General features: G+C 67.6%; 16 protein-coding genes and 1 tRNA gene. 8 read left to right on the forward strand and 9 right to left on the reverse strand.

What is annotated here, in order from left to right; all coding sequences use genetic code 11:
- Window positions 1–28 precede the first annotated feature (28 nt).
- Window positions 29–586 (forward strand): TetR/AcrR family transcriptional regulator, encoded by a 558-nt coding sequence (locus tag N2M23_RS10625; RefSeq protein ID WP_265445400.1) that lies wholly within the window; start codon window positions 29–31, stop codon window positions 584–586.
- On the forward strand, window positions 583–2,133 hold the full coding sequence (locus N2M23_RS10630; protein WP_265445402.1) for an MFS transporter: 1,551 nt from the start codon (window positions 583–585) through the stop codon (window positions 2,131–2,133). Before N2M23_RS10625 ends, N2M23_RS10630 begins: the two co-directional genes overlap by 4 nt.
- 73 nt (window positions 2,134–2,206) lie before the next feature.
- On the opposite strand, the gene N2M23_RS10635 is transcribed toward N2M23_RS10630, so the two are convergent.
- From N2M23_RS10635 to N2M23_RS10665, 7 genes are all read right to left on the reverse strand, one after another.
- A complete protein-coding gene (locus tag N2M23_RS10635) occupies window positions 2,207–2,710 on the reverse strand; it encodes a GNAT family N-acetyltransferase (RefSeq protein ID WP_265445403.1) in 504 nt (167 codons plus the stop codon).
- A 52-nt stretch (window positions 2,711–2,762) separates the two neighbouring features.
- Window positions 2,763–3,404, reverse strand: a complete 642-nt coding sequence (locus N2M23_RS10640; protein ID WP_265445404.1) for a dihydrofolate reductase family protein — start codon at window positions 3,402–3,404, stop codon at window positions 2,763–2,765.
- Between the two features lie 142 nt (window positions 3,405–3,546).
- A tRNA-Arg gene (locus N2M23_RS10645) sits at window positions 3,547–3,619 on the reverse strand.
- An 84-nt stretch (window positions 3,620–3,703) separates the two neighbouring features.
- On the reverse strand, window positions 3,704–4,573 hold the full coding sequence (locus N2M23_RS10650; protein ID WP_265445405.1) for an SMP-30/gluconolactonase/LRE family protein: 870 nt from the start codon (window positions 4,571–4,573) through the stop codon (window positions 3,704–3,706).
- Between the two features lie 25 nt (window positions 4,574–4,598).
- Window positions 4,599–5,174 carry a peptide deformylase gene (gene def, locus N2M23_RS10655; protein WP_265445407.1) on the reverse strand — a complete coding sequence of 192 codons (576 nt, stop codon included), beginning with the start codon at window positions 5,172–5,174 and terminating at the stop codon, window positions 4,599–4,601.
- A gap of 57 nt (window positions 5,175–5,231) precedes the next feature.
- Complete coding sequence (locus tag N2M23_RS10660; RefSeq protein ID WP_265445409.1) at window positions 5,232–6,002, reverse strand: PH domain-containing protein; 771 nt, start codon at window positions 6,000–6,002, stop codon at window positions 5,232–5,234.
- A 10-nt stretch (window positions 6,003–6,012) separates the two neighbouring features.
- The gene (locus N2M23_RS10665) at window positions 6,013–6,186 is read right to left on the reverse strand and encodes a hypothetical protein (protein ID WP_265445410.1); all 174 of its coding nucleotides are present in this window, start codon (window positions 6,184–6,186) and stop codon (window positions 6,013–6,015) included.
- 153 nt (window positions 6,187–6,339) lie between these two features.
- On the opposite strand from N2M23_RS10665, the gene N2M23_RS10670 reads away from it, so the two are divergent.
- The 4 genes from N2M23_RS10670 (at window position 6,340) to N2M23_RS10685 (ending at window position 11,090) form a co-directional block, all read left to right on the forward strand.
- Window positions 6,340–7,323: a small ribosomal subunit Rsm22 family protein gene (locus tag N2M23_RS10670; protein WP_265445411.1), complete on the forward strand. Its 984-nt coding sequence runs from the start codon at window positions 6,340–6,342 to the stop codon at window positions 7,321–7,323.
- Window positions 7,324–7,564: 241 nt separating this feature from the next.
- Complete coding sequence (locus tag N2M23_RS10675) at window positions 7,565–8,125, forward strand: ArsR/SmtB family transcription factor (RefSeq protein ID WP_265445413.1); 561 nt, start codon at window positions 7,565–7,567, stop codon at window positions 8,123–8,125.
- Complete coding sequence (locus N2M23_RS10680) at window positions 8,122–9,387, forward strand: MFS transporter (RefSeq protein ID WP_265445414.1); 1,266 nt, start codon at window positions 8,122–8,124, stop codon at window positions 9,385–9,387. The genes N2M23_RS10675 and N2M23_RS10680 overlap by 4 nt, the downstream gene beginning before the upstream one ends.
- Window positions 9,388–9,473: 86 nt before the next feature.
- Window positions 9,474–11,090 (forward strand): M4 family metallopeptidase, encoded by a 1,617-nt coding sequence (locus N2M23_RS10685; RefSeq protein WP_265445415.1) that lies wholly within the window; start codon window positions 9,474–9,476, stop codon window positions 11,088–11,090.
- Between the two features lie 79 nt (window positions 11,091–11,169).
- Here the strand turns inward: N2M23_RS10685 and upp are convergent, their stop codons facing one another.
- Window positions 11,170–11,808 (reverse strand): uracil phosphoribosyltransferase, encoded by a 639-nt coding sequence (gene upp / locus N2M23_RS10690; protein ID WP_265445417.1) that lies wholly within the window; start codon window positions 11,806–11,808, stop codon window positions 11,170–11,172.
- Window positions 11,809–11,824: 16 nt separating this feature from the next.
- Here upp and tadA point away from each other — a divergent pair, with 16 nt between their 5' ends.
- A complete protein-coding gene (tadA, locus tag N2M23_RS10695; protein WP_265445418.1) occupies window positions 11,825–12,292 on the forward strand; it encodes a tRNA adenosine(34) deaminase TadA in 468 nt (155 codons plus the stop codon).
- Between the two features lie 2 nt (window positions 12,293–12,294).
- Here tadA and N2M23_RS10700 read toward each other — a convergent pair whose 3' ends face one another.
- Window positions 12,295–12,777 (reverse strand): MarR family winged helix-turn-helix transcriptional regulator, encoded by a 483-nt coding sequence (locus N2M23_RS10700; protein WP_265445419.1) that lies wholly within the window; start codon window positions 12,775–12,777, stop codon window positions 12,295–12,297.
- Between the two features lie 226 nt (window positions 12,778–13,003).
- Between N2M23_RS10700 and N2M23_RS10705 the strand changes: the two genes are divergently transcribed.
- Window positions 13,004–14,707 carry an APC family permease gene (locus N2M23_RS10705; RefSeq protein WP_265445420.1) on the forward strand — a complete coding sequence of 568 codons (1,704 nt, stop codon included), beginning with the start codon at window positions 13,004–13,006 and terminating at the stop codon, window positions 14,705–14,707.
- Window positions 14,708–14,854: the final 147 nt, after the last annotated feature.

Below are 14,854 nucleotides of genomic sequence, written 5' to 3' on the forward strand. Positions count from 1 at the left end.
AGCGCCTCAGTTGAGGCAATATTGTCTCATGAACACGACGGAGCTGCTCGACCGCGCGGTGGCGGTACTCAATGCCAACCACGGTGCGTCGATGGCGACAATCGCCGAGCAGATCGGCATCAGCCGGGCAACCCTGAACCGGCGATTCGCCTCGCGGGAGGACCTGCTGCGACAGCTCGGAGAGCGGGCGACAGACCGCTGGGAACGCGGTTTGGATGCGGCCGACGCGGAGGCTGCCGCGGCGTCCGGTGACGCGTCCCGGATCGAGCGGGCCCTGCGCACGCTCATTCATGAATACGTAGCAGAGGCAGACGAGTACGGTTTCGCGCTCACCGATGTCTTCCTCGAGCAGGTGCCCGAGCTCGCCCGCCGTTCGGAGGAGCTGACCGACCGCGAGACGGCCCTGCTCGCCGCGGGCCAGCGGGCCGGGTTGCTGCGCTCGGATGTGCCCGTCCGCTGGCTGGGCTGGTCGATGTTCGGCCAACTGGTTGCTGCGCGAGACGCGTTGCGGTTCGGGGATGTCGGTCGACGTGGCCTGGAAGATCTGGTGGTCACGACACTGTTCGAGGGGGTCACGAACCGATGACTGCTGTGGAGACGGCGACGAAGTCCGCAGAGCGGCACGCTCCCTCGCGGCGCTGGGCCGGGTTGGCGGTGCTTGCCGGCAGCCTGCTCGTAGTTGCCATGGATATGACGATCCTCAATGTCGCGCTGCCGAGCATCGGCGAGAGCCTGCGGCCGAGCGCGAACCAGACTCTGTGGATCATCGACGTCTACTCGCTGGTGCTCGCCGGCCTGCTGGTCACTGTCAGCGCGCTCGGCGACCGGTGGGGTCGCCGGTCGATGCTGATCGGTGGTTTCACCATCTTCGGACTCGCGTCCGCCGGTGCGCTGGTTGTCGACAGTCCGGCGGCGCTGATCGCGTTGCGTGCGCTGCTCGGTGTCGGCGGCGCGATGATCATGCCCTCGACCCTGTCGATGGTGCGGGTGCTGTTCACCGACCCGCGCGAGCGCGCCACGGCACTCGCTGTCTGGGGTTCGATGGCGGCGGTCGGCGCCGCTGTCGGACCAATCGTCGGCGGCCTCCTGCTGGAGCACTTCAGCTGGCACGTGGCGTTCCTGGTCAACGTGCCGGTGATGGTCGCGGCGATTGCGGGCGCTTTCCTGTTGTTGCCGAGCAGCCGGTCGGACAAGCCGGCACCGCTCGACCTGGTCGCGACCGCGCAGTCGATGGTCGGCATGGTCGCGCTCATCTACGGCATCAAGCAGGTCGCGAAGCACGGCATCGACCTGCCCGGGGTTGTCGCGCTGGTGCTCGCGGTGGTGGCGCTGACGATGTTCGTGCGCCGGTGCCTGCGCGCCGAGCGGCCCATCCTGCAGGTCCGGCTGTTCCGCTACCGCGGCTTCACCGCCGGCACCGTGACCGCTCTCGGTTCGACGATGGCCCTCGTCGCGGTCGTCCTGCTCGGCGCGCAATGGCTCCAACTGGTCGACGGACGATCGCCCCTGGAGGCGGGAATCGCGTTGTTGCCGCTTGCGATCGGGGGCTTGGTCGGTGCCCTCAGCGGTCCGGCGATCGCGGCCCGAGTGGGCATGCGGCTGCCGCTTGCCGGCGGACTGGTGCTCGCCGCCCTCGGCTACCTGGTGCTGTATGCCGCGCCGGACCCTCTCTCCTACGGCGCTCTCGCTGCTGGCACGGCCCTGATCGGCGTCGGCGAGATGTCGCTGGCCGTCGGTTCGGCTGCGATCATGGCAAGTGCGCCGGCGCACGAGGCAGGTAGCGCGGCTGCGGTCGAGGAGAGCAGCTACGAGATCGGTGCAACGCTCGGTGTTGCGGTGCTCGGCAGTGTTGCCGCCGCCGTCTACCGCGACGAACTCAGCCCGAGTCGCCTGGCCGAGTTGGGCGTACCGTCCGGCACAGCGGCAGCAGCGCGCGAATCGCTCGCATCGGCAACCGAACTCGCCCCGCAGCTCGGTGATGGTGGGCACGCCTTCCTGATCGATGCGCAGACTGCGTTTACCGACTCACTCACCACGACGAGCCTCTGGGCAGCGGTGGTCATGGGCGCCACCGCTGCGCTGGTCTGGTGGCTGACCCCGCGCGACCTGCAGGTCACCGACGGGCACCACTGACGGGCGCGCTTCGCACGTGCGATGTGCGCGACCGTTGTCGGAAAGTGCGCGTGCAGCCGGTGCGGGGCCCCCGTCATACGGTCGGGAAGGCGGGGGCGTAGCTGAACGACCCTCGGCGCCGGTCGTCCCAGGCCGCCAGGGTGCGCACCTGGAAATGCGGGGCCCACTGGACGACCGGCGGTTCGATGCCGAGTTCGCCCGCGAGACGAAAGCCGAATCTTGAGTAGTACGAAGGGTTTCCGAGCAGCACGACCTCCGGATAACCCATCGCGTCAGCGGCGGCGAGCACGGCGTGCATCAGTGCGGCGCCCACGCCCTGCCGTTGCGCGTCGGGCAGCACCCCGAGCGGCCCGAGCCCGAGCGATTTGTCGTCGCCGAGCTTTGCGCGGCTGATGAGGACATGACCGATGGGCCTGCCCTCCAGCTCCGCCACCAGCGACAGCTGCGGTATGACGTCGCCCGCGCCACGCAGGTCGTCGACGATGCGCGACTCGACCGACTGATCGGCGCCGAACGCGGCGTCGTGGATGGCGCGGAGCGCGGACTCGTCAGCGGGCAGCTCCCGGCGGATCAACATCTGGGCAGGCTGCCTGACCGAGGGCCGGACCGGCAACCGAATTGCCGGTGAGTCAGCGCGGCTTGCGATTCCAGAGCTGATGTGTGCGGCCGCTGGGGGACGCGAACGTCTCAATGTCGAACCGCTGCTCAATGCCGCCGAGCCCCGTCCACAGCGGGTTGCCGTGGCCGAGCACGATCGGGACCGTGACGATGTGCATCGTGTCGACCAGGTCCGCCGCGAGGAACTGCCGGTAGGTGTCCGGGCCGCCGCCGATGCGCACGTCCTGCCCGTCAGCTGCCTCCTGGGCGAGCCGCAAGGCCTCCCCAGGGTCGGCGTCGACGAAGTGGAAGACGGTCCCGTTGTCGAATGCGATCGCCGGTCGTGGATAGTGGGTCAGCACGAAAACCGGTGTCCGGAAAGGCGGTTCGTCACCCCACCAGCCACGCCAGTCGTCGTCCGGCCAGGGCCCGGTCTGCGGCCCGAACTTGCCGCGCCCCATGATCTCGGCGCCGATGCCCTGTCCCCAGGTCGTGCTGAGTGCCCGGTCGAGCGTGACGGGGGCGTCGACCGCCCCGAGGCCGTGGATGAAGCGGCCGTCGAAGTCCGCGAAGAGCGCCTGCGCGTCGCCGATCGGCTTGTCCGCGGTGACCTCGTCCCCTGCGGCATAGCCGTCGAGCGAGACGAAGAGGTTGTGGATCCTGCTCTTGGACATCGGAGGCCTCTCGAGGGCGGTGGATCGCGACCTGCGATCAGGCGCACTCTAGCCAGGGTCACTGACCAACGCGGGCAAAGCGAAGGCCCTGGTGAGCGCATCCGCTCGCCAGGGCCTTCGTGCACTGTCTCAACTCAGTACGTGCACCCGTAGGGATTCGAACCCCAAACCTTCTGATCCGTAGTCAGATGCTCTATCCGTTGAGCTACGGGTGCCCGTCGCACGCTCACGCGGCAACGACGAGACACTCTACCGGAGCATTGGGGCAGGAACGAAATCGAGCCGGCGTGAGGTGCGGCTTAGGCTCCGAAAGGGGCCACCGGCATACCGCCGACGCCGGGTTTGCAGCTGAACACGGCTCCGGCCAGCGGCTGCTCGCCGTCGGGGACGTTCTCCCGGCTGGTGGTGATGTAGAGCGTCTGCAGGTCGGCTCCGCCGAAGGTGCACGCGGTGACGTTGGTGACGCCCGGCACCTCGACGACCTCGGACAGCTTGCCGTCGACGTAACGGTGCACGGCCGAGCCGCCATACAGGGCGATCCAGACGCCGCCCTCCTGGTCGACCCACAGCCCATCGGGGTTGCCCTCGACGTCGTCGGGCAGCTGCACCCACGGGCGGCGCTCGGTCAGGCCGGTCTCCGGCTCCCAGTCGAACGCGCTGATCGTCCGGGTCGGGGTGTCGTTGAAGTATGCCGTCTCGCCCTCGGGTGACCAGCCGATCCCGTTGGCGATGGTGAGGTCGCCGAGCACCGGCGATGCCATGCCGTCGGTCGTCAGCAGGTAGAGCGACGCGGCACCCGGCGTCTGGTCGTACGCCATCGTGCCGCAGTAGAAGTTGCCCATCGGATCGCATCCGCCGTCGTTGAAGCGGACCGCGTCGTCGGCCCAGATCGGTTGCATCACCTGCAGATCGGACAGGTCGTTGTTGTCGGACAACGCGAAACCGCGCTCCAACGCAACCAGCGCGCCACCCTTGCCGCGGGGCCGCAATGCCGCCGCGATCTTGCCGACGTGCACCCGCTCGACGGCGTCGCCGCGCACGGTCAGCACGTCGCCGGCGAACATGTCGACGTAGCGCAGCTCACCGGGCCCTTCGAGGGACCATTCGGGCCACCAAATCGGGCCCTCGGCGTGGAATGCGTGTGGTTTGGCGATCGGTTCGGCTCGCATGCCCACACCCTAAACCGACTACAGGTCAGACCTTTTCGGCTTCCTGGGTGGCGGGATCCCACTTGGTCAGGTGCGCCGCCTCCCACCCGCGGCGCTTGATCGCCTCACGGGCCTGCGTGCGGTAGGTCGGGGAGAGACGCTCGACATACAGCTTGCCGTCGAGGTGGTCGGTCTCGTGCTGCAGGCAGCGCGCGAGCGTGCCGCCGTGGCCCTCGACGACGACCTCATTGCCGTCGAGGTCGGTGCCGGTGACCCGCGCCCAGTCCGATCGGGCGGTCGGGAAGTGCTCGCCGGGCACGGAGAGGCACCCCTCGGCGCCGTCCTCCGGCGACGGATCGCCGGGTGGCACGGTGCCCTTCTCCAGCACCGGGTTGATGACGACGCCGCGCTGGTCGATGCCGGAGTCGTCGGCGCAGTCGTAGACGAAGATCCGCAGCCGGACGCCGACCTGGTTGGCGGCGAGACCGGCGCCATTCGCGGCGTCGAGCGTGTCGAACATGTCCGCGACCAGGGTGCGCACCTCGGGCGTGATCTCCTTGACCTTCTTGGTCGGCTGATGCAACGCCTTGTGCCCGATGATCGTGATCGGACGGACCGCCATGAACCTCAACTCCTGCTGGTGAGCCGCGCCGGAGCGCGCGGGTGTCGACACCGCAGATTAATCGTTGTGCTTGGTCCAACCGGTGTCGCCCTCGTGCCCGAACGGCACATCGTCGTCCTCAGTCGGGCCGCGCAGGATCCGTTGTCGAAGACCGCCGCGCCGCGGCTTCTCCGGCCGCTGTACGAACGCACCGACCGGGCGCACCGGCACATCGGTCGGGTCGTAACGCGCGTCACCCGGGCGGGCACCGGCCAGTTGCAGGTGCAGGTAGGGGTCGGTCGGGTCGTCGTCCTCGCCAGGCCGGTATGACGCATCGTCGGGTTCGGCCTCGCCGAAAATCTCCCCGCAGATCCGCCGGTAGGTGTGCTCGGGGTCGCGGATGAAGTCGATCTGCCGAAGCGCCTGCTCCTGCCCGGCGCTCTCCAGCACGAACTGCCCGTAGCCGAGCGCGCGGCCGAGCGCGCTGCGGTTGAACGACATGTCGGTGACCTTGGGCAGCGGCATCATCGCCACCCGACGCTTGATCAGGCCGTAGGTGAGGATCAGCCGTTTGTCGGTGGCCGCGAACCAGTCGATCCGCCACATCAGCGCGCGAGCTGCGGCATTGAGGACGAGGATGAACCACAGCTTCCAGGCGAAGTCGGTCAGCACGCCGAGCTTCGCGGGTGCGGTGAATCCGGCGAGCAGCACCAGGAAGAAGCCGGCGACCGCCATACCGACGGGACCGGCGAGGGATGCCCAGTGCTGACCCTGCGCGACCACCAGGTGTTCGTCGTCGAGCAGGTAGCGCGAGAGTGCGCGCTTGGCGTGTGGATCGACGTGATCCATCCGGGAGCGGCTAACGGCCCAGGATCCGGTCGAAGAACGTGCCGACACTGCCGGCGCCGTCGGACAGGATCTGCCAGATGCTGTGCACGATGTCGGCCGACCGGGTCGGCGAGGTGAAGATTGCGTAGGCGATGAAGGCGACGACCACCCAGATCACGACCTTCTTGACCTTGTCCAGGGCCATGATTCCTCCGGGCGAGCGTTGGGCGGCGCCTCGGTTTCGGTGAGGCACAGTTCAGCAAGATTGTGGCAGATGTGATGTAAGTGGCTAGCATGCGACGACTCCGGGTGTGTCGCCGGACGTATGACGGAGCCGACGCGTCAGTACGATGCCGCGGTGTCCGCGAACCCCCACCGACCGGCGGCCTTCCGGCTGCGTGATGCGCTGGAGGCGCAGAGTGCCGGGGTGCCGCTGGCGAAACTCACCGCGTCGGTCGATCGGTTGATCGGCCGCTACCGGGCGGGCGGCGCCGCGCAGGCACCGATCCTGGCGTCCGAGGTCGACGTGCTGGCCTATGCGCTCTACCGCATGCCGGCCACCTTTGCAGCCTGCCAGAACCTGTTGCAGCACAGCGCCTTTCAGCTGGGCGGGATCGAGTCCGTCGTCGATCTCGGGGGCGGAACGGGCGCGGCGGCATGGGCGGCCCTGGAGGAATGGCCGGACGCGACGGTCACCGTGCTGGACCAGGTCGAGCCGGCGCTGCGCCTCGGGCAGCGGCTTCGCTCGGACGAGCCGGGCGGTGTGGAGTTCCGACGTTGGCTGGCCGGGGGCGCGGCGCCGCCCGCCGATCTGGTGACGGTGTCCTATGTGCTGTCCGAGCTCACTGCCGCCGATCAACTGGGCGTCACGCGGGCAGCGATGTCGGCCGCGCGGCGCGCCGTCGCAGTGGTCGAACCGGGCACGCCTGACGGTTACGCGCGCATCATGGCGGTTCGCGACGAATTGCGTTCTGCTGGTTGGCGATTAGTGGCGCCCTGCCCGCACCAACTCGATTGCCCACTGGTCGCACCCGACTGGTGTCACTTCAGTGCCCGGGTCGAGCGGTCGGCGATCCACCGGCGGCTCAAGGGCGGTGAGCTCGGGCACGAGGACGAGAAGTTCGCGTATGTCGTGGCGCTCGCTTCCGGCTCGGACGAAGGTGGCGCGAGCGCTCCCGATGAGGCGCGCATCCTCCGGCACCCGGTCAAGCGCAAGGGTCTGGTCGAGCTGCAGCTGTGTCGCCCCGACGGCACTGCCGGCCGTGCCGTCGTGACCAAGCGCCGCGGTGGCGACTACCGGCAGGCTCGGGATGCCCGCTGGGGCGACGCCTGGCCCGTCTGACCCTCTCCTCCGGCCGAGGGGAGAGGGGATAGGGGCATTGTGGCAGTCTGCCTCCTCGCCGACAGGCTCACTTATCGCCCACAGGCTCATATATCCAGGGCCAAAACCCGCGAAATAAGTGTGCCTCCCGGCGATAAGTGGTCCTCTCGGCGAGGGATTGCGTGAGTGGTCGGTTGGCGGTATGGCGGGACCTTCAAATAAGTGTTTGACGGTCGGAGGCGGCCGCGACATACTCCCAAACATGTCTTTGGAGGATGAGGCGCGACGGCTGACCGGATTACGGGCCGTCGCACATCCGGTGCGCTTGCGGATGCTGTCCCTGCTCACCGGTGTCGAGTTGAGCGCCGCAGAGCTGGCTCGGGAGCTCGGCATCAGCCAGGCGAACGCCAGCTACCACGTGCGATTGCTCGCCGACGCAGGCGAGGTGTCCGTCGTGGGTACCGAGTCGGTGCGCGGCGGGATGGCGAAAAGGTACCGCTATCTCCACGCCGACGAACGCCCTGCCGGTGGCCGCCCATCGGCAGGGGAGGACGAGCAGCGGCTGTATGTCGAGGCCGCCTACCAGGAGTTGCGCCGCCGCCTCGCCCGGCGCAAGCCGCACACGAAGGCGGCCAGCTCGGATGCCGAAGTATGGGTCACCCCCGAAACCTGGCAGCGGGCAATGGAACTCGTCGATCAGGCATCGCGGCTGGTGCACGACGAGGCACAACGCCCCCGCGCTGACGGCACCGTGCACGTGAACTTCCAGACCAACCTCTTCCAGCTCCGGGACGACACCGAACCCGACGGGGATGAGCCGTGAGCGGGTTGCGCGAGTCGCTGGAGGTGTTGCAGGAGAGGAACTTCCGCTGGTTCTTCCTGTCCCGCTCGATCAACATGATCGGCAGCATGATGACGCCGGTGACTCTGGCGTTCGCGGTGCTGCACATCGACAACTCCGCCGGAGCGCTCGGTCTGGTGCTTGCAGCGCAGATGGGCGCCAATGTGCTCTTCCTGCTCTTCGGGGGTGTGATCGCCGATCGGCTGCCGAGGCGTGCGGTGATGCAGGGCTGCTATCTGGCGATGGCGGTGATCCAAGGGGTCATGGCGGCATCGCTCGCAGTTGGCTGGGCGACCGTCGGCTCGATGATCGTCCTCGGCGCGCTTTCCGGTGGGGTCACTGCATTTTCGATGCCCGCGCAGCAGGGGCTGATCCCGCAGCTGGTGGGTCGTCATCACCTGCAACAGGCGGATTCACTGATGTCCTTCGTGCGCAACGGCGGCACTTTTGTTGGTCCGATCGTCGGCACGACGCTCGTCGTGGCGACCGGCCCGGCGCTCGCCATCGGCATCGACGCGTCCACCTTCCTGATCGCGAGTGTGCTGCTGGCGCGGGTGTCCTTGCCGTCGACGATCCGTCGCGGCACCCCGATCCTCACCGAATTGCGTGAGGGCTGGGGCGAATTCAGTTCCCGCACCTGGCTGTGGGTGATCGTCGCCGCCTTCGGGGTACTCAACGCCATCCACATCGGCGCCTGGGTCGTCATCGGTCCCGTGATCGCCAAGAACGACCCGGATCTCGGCATTCGCGGGTGGGGTGTGGTCGTCGGCGCGGAAGCCGTCGGCATGCTGGTGATGTCCGCGGTCCTGCTGCGGGTGCGCCTGCGACACCCACTCCGAGCAGGTATGACGGGGATGTCTCTCTTCGCGATTCCGCTGCTGATGCTGGGGATTCGACCAGCGACGCTGCCGCTGATGGTGGTCGCATTCCTCAGCGGGATGGGCACTCAGACGTTCAGCACCGGATGGACCGTCGCCATGATGGAGCGCATCCCCAGCGAGGTGCTGTCGCGAGTGTCCAGCTACGACATGCTCGGCTCCTTCGTCGCTATCCCGGTCGGCACGCTGACCTTCGGCTGGCTGGCGGACCGGGTCGACGTCGAGACCCTGCTAATCGTCGCCGGCGCGGCATACGCGACGCTCTCGCTTGCGACCTTGCTCGTGCCGCAGGTCTGGGGACTGCGCCGACAGGACGACGAGCCGGAGAGTTCAACGGTTCGACAGGACTTGACCAAGAAAGCGTAAAGACTTGCCAAGTCTGTTGTTTCGCGGCAGGGAGTCGAGCACGCTCACCCCTACCCCCGAATCGGATCTACCGCAATGGAGACCCCATGTCACAACGACGTACTCGTCACGTTCGGCTTGCGATGGCGACCGGTGCCACAAGCGCAGTCGCCTTGATCGCAGCGAGCCCGATGGCCCTGGCGGCGGCACCGTCGGCCGGACCCACGGGCGGGCCGGATCGAGTCACGCACGCCGCGAACGGCGCGGTCCGCAGCGTCACCCCGGGCGACAGCCGCCCGACCGTCGGAAATGCCACTGTCTCCAAGGAACTCGCGGCGACGTTCAACTCGGACAAGTCGGCCGACTTCCGCAAGGTGCGCGGCCAGTCCCTCGGCAGCGGCTCGGTGGCTCGCTTCCAACAGGTCATCGGGGGTCACGTCGTGTTCGGCTCCTCGATCACCAATGCGGTCGACAAGCAGGGCAAGCTCATTCAGTCGATGGGCAATGTCGCGACCGGCACCACCGGTGCCTTCCCGACCGCGCAGGCGCTGAAGAAGAACTCCGCCGCCGCACAGCGCACCGCGAAGACAGTGACCGATGCAAAGGGCGCCAGCGTCAAGGTGGTTGACAGCGTCTGGTTCGCACCCGCGGTGGCAGCATCCGGTGCGTCGACTCGCACCGTGGCCGAACCGGCCTACCAGCTCACGGTTTCCACGCCGCTCGAAGGCTGGAAGGTGCTGGTGTCGGCGAACGACACCAGCCGGATCCTCTCGGTCACACCCACCCGCTACGAGATCAACCGTGTGGTGTGCGACGCCAAGCGCTACCAGGCCGTCTACACCTCGGACCTGCAGTGCGGCAACGGTTTCCGCAATGCACCCACCCGCACGGAGGGGTCGGCTACCTCGACCGTCGCCGACGCCAACTCGGTCTACAACTACTTCGGCGACACCAGCACCTTCTACGCGCGCAACACCTCAGCCGGTGACCTCACCGGGCTCATCGGTGTGGACTACGGCGACGGACAGGGCAAGGCGTTGCGCGGCAGCGTCCGGCAGTGCATCTCGGGGAGCAGCTGCCCCTACGCCAACGCGTTCTGGAGCGACGAGATCTCCGCCATGGTGTATGGCGAGGGCGTCACCACCGACGACGTCACCGGGCACGAGATGACGCATGGCGTGACGTCGAACACCAACGGCCTGGCCTACGAGAACGAGGCCGGCGCGATCAACGAGTCGATGTCGGACATCTTCGGTGAGTTCATGGATCTCGGCAACGGCAGCGCCGACGACACCGCTGCCAACCGCTGGAAGATCGGCGAGGGCAGCTCGCTCGGCGTGATCCGGGACATGAAGACCCCGACGGCCTACCAGCAGCCGGACACCTACAAGGGCACCTATTGGCAGCCCACCACCACCACGCCGACGGAGTACAACGACTACGGCGGGGTGCACACCAACTCCGGCGTCGGCAACAAGGCCGCCGAGCTGCTGGTCGACGGCGGCTCGCTGAACGGCACGACGGTGACCGGGATCGGCATCGGCAAGGCGTCCCAGATCTACTGGACCGCCCAGACGATGCTGACCTCCAACGCCACCTACTCCTCGCTCGGCACCGCGCTGAAGCAGGCGTGCTCGGCGAATGTCACCAACGGGGTGGCCGGTACGACGGCGGCCGACTGCACCCAGGTCGCGAACGCGCTGAAGGCGGTCAAGGTCGCCTGATCTCGTCGCGCAAACGAAACTGACCGGCTCGCCCGCAATCGCGGGCAAGCCGGTCAGTTTCGTTGTGACAGAGTGAAGGTCAGACCACGCCGTACAGGCGGTCGCCGGCGTCGCCAAGACCCGGAACGATATAGCCGTCGTCGTTGAGGTGGTCGTCGACCGCGCCGGTGACCAGGGTGATCGGCACGTCGATGTCGACGAGCGAGTCCTCGAGCGCCTTGATCCCCTCGGGGGCGCACAGCAGGGTGACCGCGGTGATGTCGTCGGCGCCGCGCTCCACCAGATAGCGGATCGCCATGGCGAGCGTGCCCCCGGTGGCGAGCATCGGGTCGAGCACGTAGCACTGCCGGCCGGACAGGTCGTCGGGCAAGCGGTTGGCGTAGGTGATCGCCTCGAAGGTCTCCTCGTTGCGCTGCATGCCGAGGAAGCCGACCTCGGCGCTGGGCAGCAAGCGGACCATGCCCTCGAGCATGCCGAGGCCGGCGCGCAGGATGGGTACGACGAGCGGCTTCGGCGACGACAGCTTGATGCCGGTCGTCGGACCGACGGGCGTCTCGATCTCGAACGGCTCGACACGGACCTCGCGGGTCGCCTCGTACGCCAGCAAAGTCACCAGTTCTTCGGCCAACCGCCGGAACGTCGGGCTGTCCGTGCGCTTGTCACGCAGATAGGTCAGCTTGTGGGCGATCAATGGGTGGTTGGCCTGCTCGACGCGCATACCGCAGACTCTAGTCGTGACCAGCCCAGCCGACGCCGACCTCTGGATGGCGGATGCGCTCGTGCAGGCGCGCGACGCGCTCGCCTCTGACGATGTGCCGGTCGGTGCGGTCATCGTGGATTCCGCCGGCGAGGTCATCGGCGTCGGCCCGAATCGTCGGGTCGCCGACGCGGACCCGCTGGCGCATGCGGAGATCGTTGCGATCCGTTCTGCCGCAAGCAAACTCGGACACTACCGACTCGACGACTGCACTCTCGTGGTGACGTTGGAGCCGTGTCTGATGTGCGCCGGTGCGATCATGCAGTCCCGCATCTCACACATCGTCTTCGGTGCGTGGGACCCCAAGGCGGGCGCCTGCGGCAGCGCCTGGGACGTGATCGCCGAGAACCCCAGTCCCCACCGGGTCGACGCGGTCGGCGGGGTACGACGGGACGAATGCGCTCAACTGCTCACCGACTTCTTCCGCGACCGGCGGCGCCGCTGAGGTCACCAGTCGGGCCGGTGCGGGGTCGCCTCCGGCTCGCCCGCGGCGTCGTTGAACGCGATCAACGCCTTGACGATCTCGCGGCGCCGGGTCTGCGGCATACGGTCGACGATCCGGGCGAGCTCGGTCCTTCGTCGGTCGGTCGCGCGCTCCACGGTCGCCGCTCCATCGGAGGTGAGGCTGAGCCGCACCTCGCGCCGGTCGTCGGGGTTCTCGGTGCGGCTGACCAGGCCGGCCGCGATCAGCCGATCGACGGTGCGCAGTGCGGTGGAGGCGTTCACCCCGAGCGCGTCGGCGAGCTGATTGAGCCGGACGGTGCCGGCGTTGGACAGCACCACCAGCAGCCGGAACTGCGTCATCGTCAGTGATTCGGCGACGTCTGCGAGTGACCGCGCGGACACCCCCACCAGCACGCGTGATGCAGTGAGGAGAGAAGTCACCAGTTCGTCGGTGCTGTCGGTGGCGGGCTCGTCACGGTCGGACACGCCTGCATCGTACGATCCCCGTTCGCTCCGGCCGGCGAAACGATTGCCGAGTGCAATTGTTGCGGGGAGATAACGTTTGATGTGTAACTCCTGAGTACCCCACGGCCCCCCGATCCGGCGAGTAGCGTCGCCGTTCGGCATTGGTGGCCGATGGATCCGATCGATCCGGGGTCGCCCGTCTTTCGAGCGGGCCACGGCATACGTGGTGGGAAAGGGATGAGTGCACTTGTCATCGATCCTTGACAAGGATTCACCCGGGGGCGCGAGTCCCTCGGCCGCGGGGGAACCCAAACTGAACCGGCACGTCGGGCGCATCGGCCTGCTTTTCGCCGGTGTCGGCTCGATCATCGGATCGGGCTGGTTGTTCGGTGCGATGAACGCCGCCAAGACCGCCGGCCCGGCCGCGACGATCTCGTGGGCGCTCGGCGGATTCATGATCCTGCTGATCGGCCTGTGTTACGCCGAACTCGGGACGATGTTCCCGCTGTCGGGTGGCGTGGTGCGCTTCCCGCACATCAGCTTCGGCTCGTTCGCCAGCTACATGACCGGCTGGATCACCTGGGTTGCCTGTATGGCGGTGGCCCCGATCGAGGTCGAGGGCGCGCTCACCTACGCGACCAAATATGCCGACTTCACCGCCGTCAAGTGCGTCGACGCGTGCAGCAGCGACGCTCCGGTGACGGTGCACACGCTCACCGGTCTCGGCATGGTCGTGGCGATCATCGCGATGGCCGTCTTCGTGGTGATCAACTACTTCGGCGTGCGCTGGTTCGCGCGGGTCAACAACATCCTGGTCTGGTGGAAGCTGATCATCATCGCGATCGTCATCGTGGCGTTCCTGGTGACCCACTTCGACGGTGGCAACTTCACCAGCAAGGGCTTTGCGCCGATGGGTGCGCACGGGATGTTCACGGCCATCGCCACTTCCGGAATCGTCTTCTCGTTCCTCGGTTTCCGGCAGGGCATCGAGCTCGCCGGTGAAACCGACAACCCGCGCCGCAACGTGCCGTTCGCGGTGATCGGTTCGGTGCTGCTGTGCGCGCTGATTTACGTGCTCCTGCAGGTGGCGTTCATCGGAGCGCTGTCCGGCGGCGACCTCGCCAAGGGCTGGAGCCAGGTCAACTTCGCCGACGACTTCGGCCCGCTCGCGGCGATCGCGACGATCCTCGGCCTCGGCTGGCTGGCGACCCTCCTCTACATCGACGCGATCGTGTCGCCCGCCGACACCGGGCTGATCTACACCACGGTGACCTCGCGCATCTCCTACGCGATGGCCCGCAACGGCAACGCGCCCCAGGCGCTGGCCAAGACCACCAACAACGGCGTCCCGCTGATCAGCATGATCCTGGCGTTCTTCGTGGGGCTGATCCTCTTCCTGCCGTTCCCGAGCTGGCAGCAGCTGGTCGGCTTCATCACCTCGGCGACGGTGCTGTCCTTCGGCTCCGGGCCGCTGGTGCTGATGACCTTCCGCAAGCAGATCCCGGAGCACGAGCGGCCGTTCCGGTTGCCCGGCGGCAACGTCATCGCGTTCTTCGCGTTCTGGTCGGCCAACCTGATCGTCTACTGGACGGGCTGGGAGACCAACTCCAAGCTCTTCATGGCGGTGTTGCTCGGTGTGGTCCTGCTCGGTGTCATGTATGTCGTCAACGCCGCGAAGGGCCAGCAACCGCAATGGGATTGGAAGGCCGGCAGCTGGTACATCCCGTGGCTCGGCGGCCTGGCACTGATCTCCTGGCTGGGCGACTACGGCGGCGGTCAGGGCGTGCTGCACTTCGGCACGGCCTTCCCGGTGACGTTCGTGTTCAGCGTCATCGTGATGGCGTGGGCCTACTACGTCCAGCTGCCGCGCGACCAGGTCGATGTCTACATCGAGCACTCACAGGCGGAGGCGCAGGCCGAGGAGGTCGAGCTCGGCGCGTCCGCGCACTGAGTTTCTGCGCACTGAGTTTCGTGCAATGAGGCAGCGCCCGGTGGCCGGATGGCCGCCGCGCGCTGCTTCGTCGAGTGACGTCGTTCGCAACGAGTGACGTCAGTGCAGCGTCGTCACTCAGTGCATCGGACGTCACTCGCGGGAATG

This window comes from Flexivirga meconopsidis (assembly GCF_026162425.1).
Lineage (GTDB): Bacteria > Actinomycetota > Actinomycetes > Actinomycetales > Dermatophilaceae > Flexivirga > Flexivirga meconopsidis.

Coding starts and splice junctions, on each gene's coding strand:
- N2M23_RS10685 (WP_265445415.1), top strand. CDS start 9,474: ATGTCACAACGACGTACTCGTCACGTTCGGCTTGCGATGGCGACCGGT.
- N2M23_RS10650 (WP_265445405.1), bottom strand. CDS start 4,573: ATGCGAGCCGAACCGATCGCCAAACCACACGCATTCCACGCCGAGGGC.
- N2M23_RS10640 (WP_265445404.1), bottom strand. CDS start 3,404: ATGTCCAAGAGCAGGATCCACAACCTCTTCGTCTCGCTCGACGGCTAT.
- N2M23_RS10660 (WP_265445409.1), bottom strand. CDS start 6,002: ATGGATCACGTCGATCCACACGCCAAGCGCGCACTCTCGCGCTACCTG.
- N2M23_RS10675 (WP_265445413.1), top strand. CDS start 7,565: ATGTCTTTGGAGGATGAGGCGCGACGGCTGACCGGATTACGGGCCGTC.
- N2M23_RS10630 (WP_265445402.1), top strand. CDS start 583: ATGACTGCTGTGGAGACGGCGACGAAGTCCGCAGAGCGGCACGCTCCC.
- N2M23_RS10625 (WP_265445400.1), top strand. CDS start 29: ATGAACACGACGGAGCTGCTCGACCGCGCGGTGGCGGTACTCAATGCC.
- N2M23_RS10665 (WP_265445410.1), bottom strand. CDS start 6,186: ATGGCCCTGGACAAGGTCAAGAAGGTCGTGATCTGGGTGGTCGTCGCC.
- upp (WP_265445417.1), bottom strand. CDS start 11,808: ATGCGCGTCGAGCAGGCCAACCACCCATTGATCGCCCACAAGCTGACC.
- N2M23_RS10635 (WP_265445403.1), bottom strand. CDS start 2,710: ATGTTGATCCGCCGGGAGCTGCCCGCTGACGAGTCCGCGCTCCGCGCC.
- def (WP_265445407.1), bottom strand. CDS start 5,174: ATGGCGGTCCGTCCGATCACGATCATCGGGCACAAGGCGTTGCATCAG.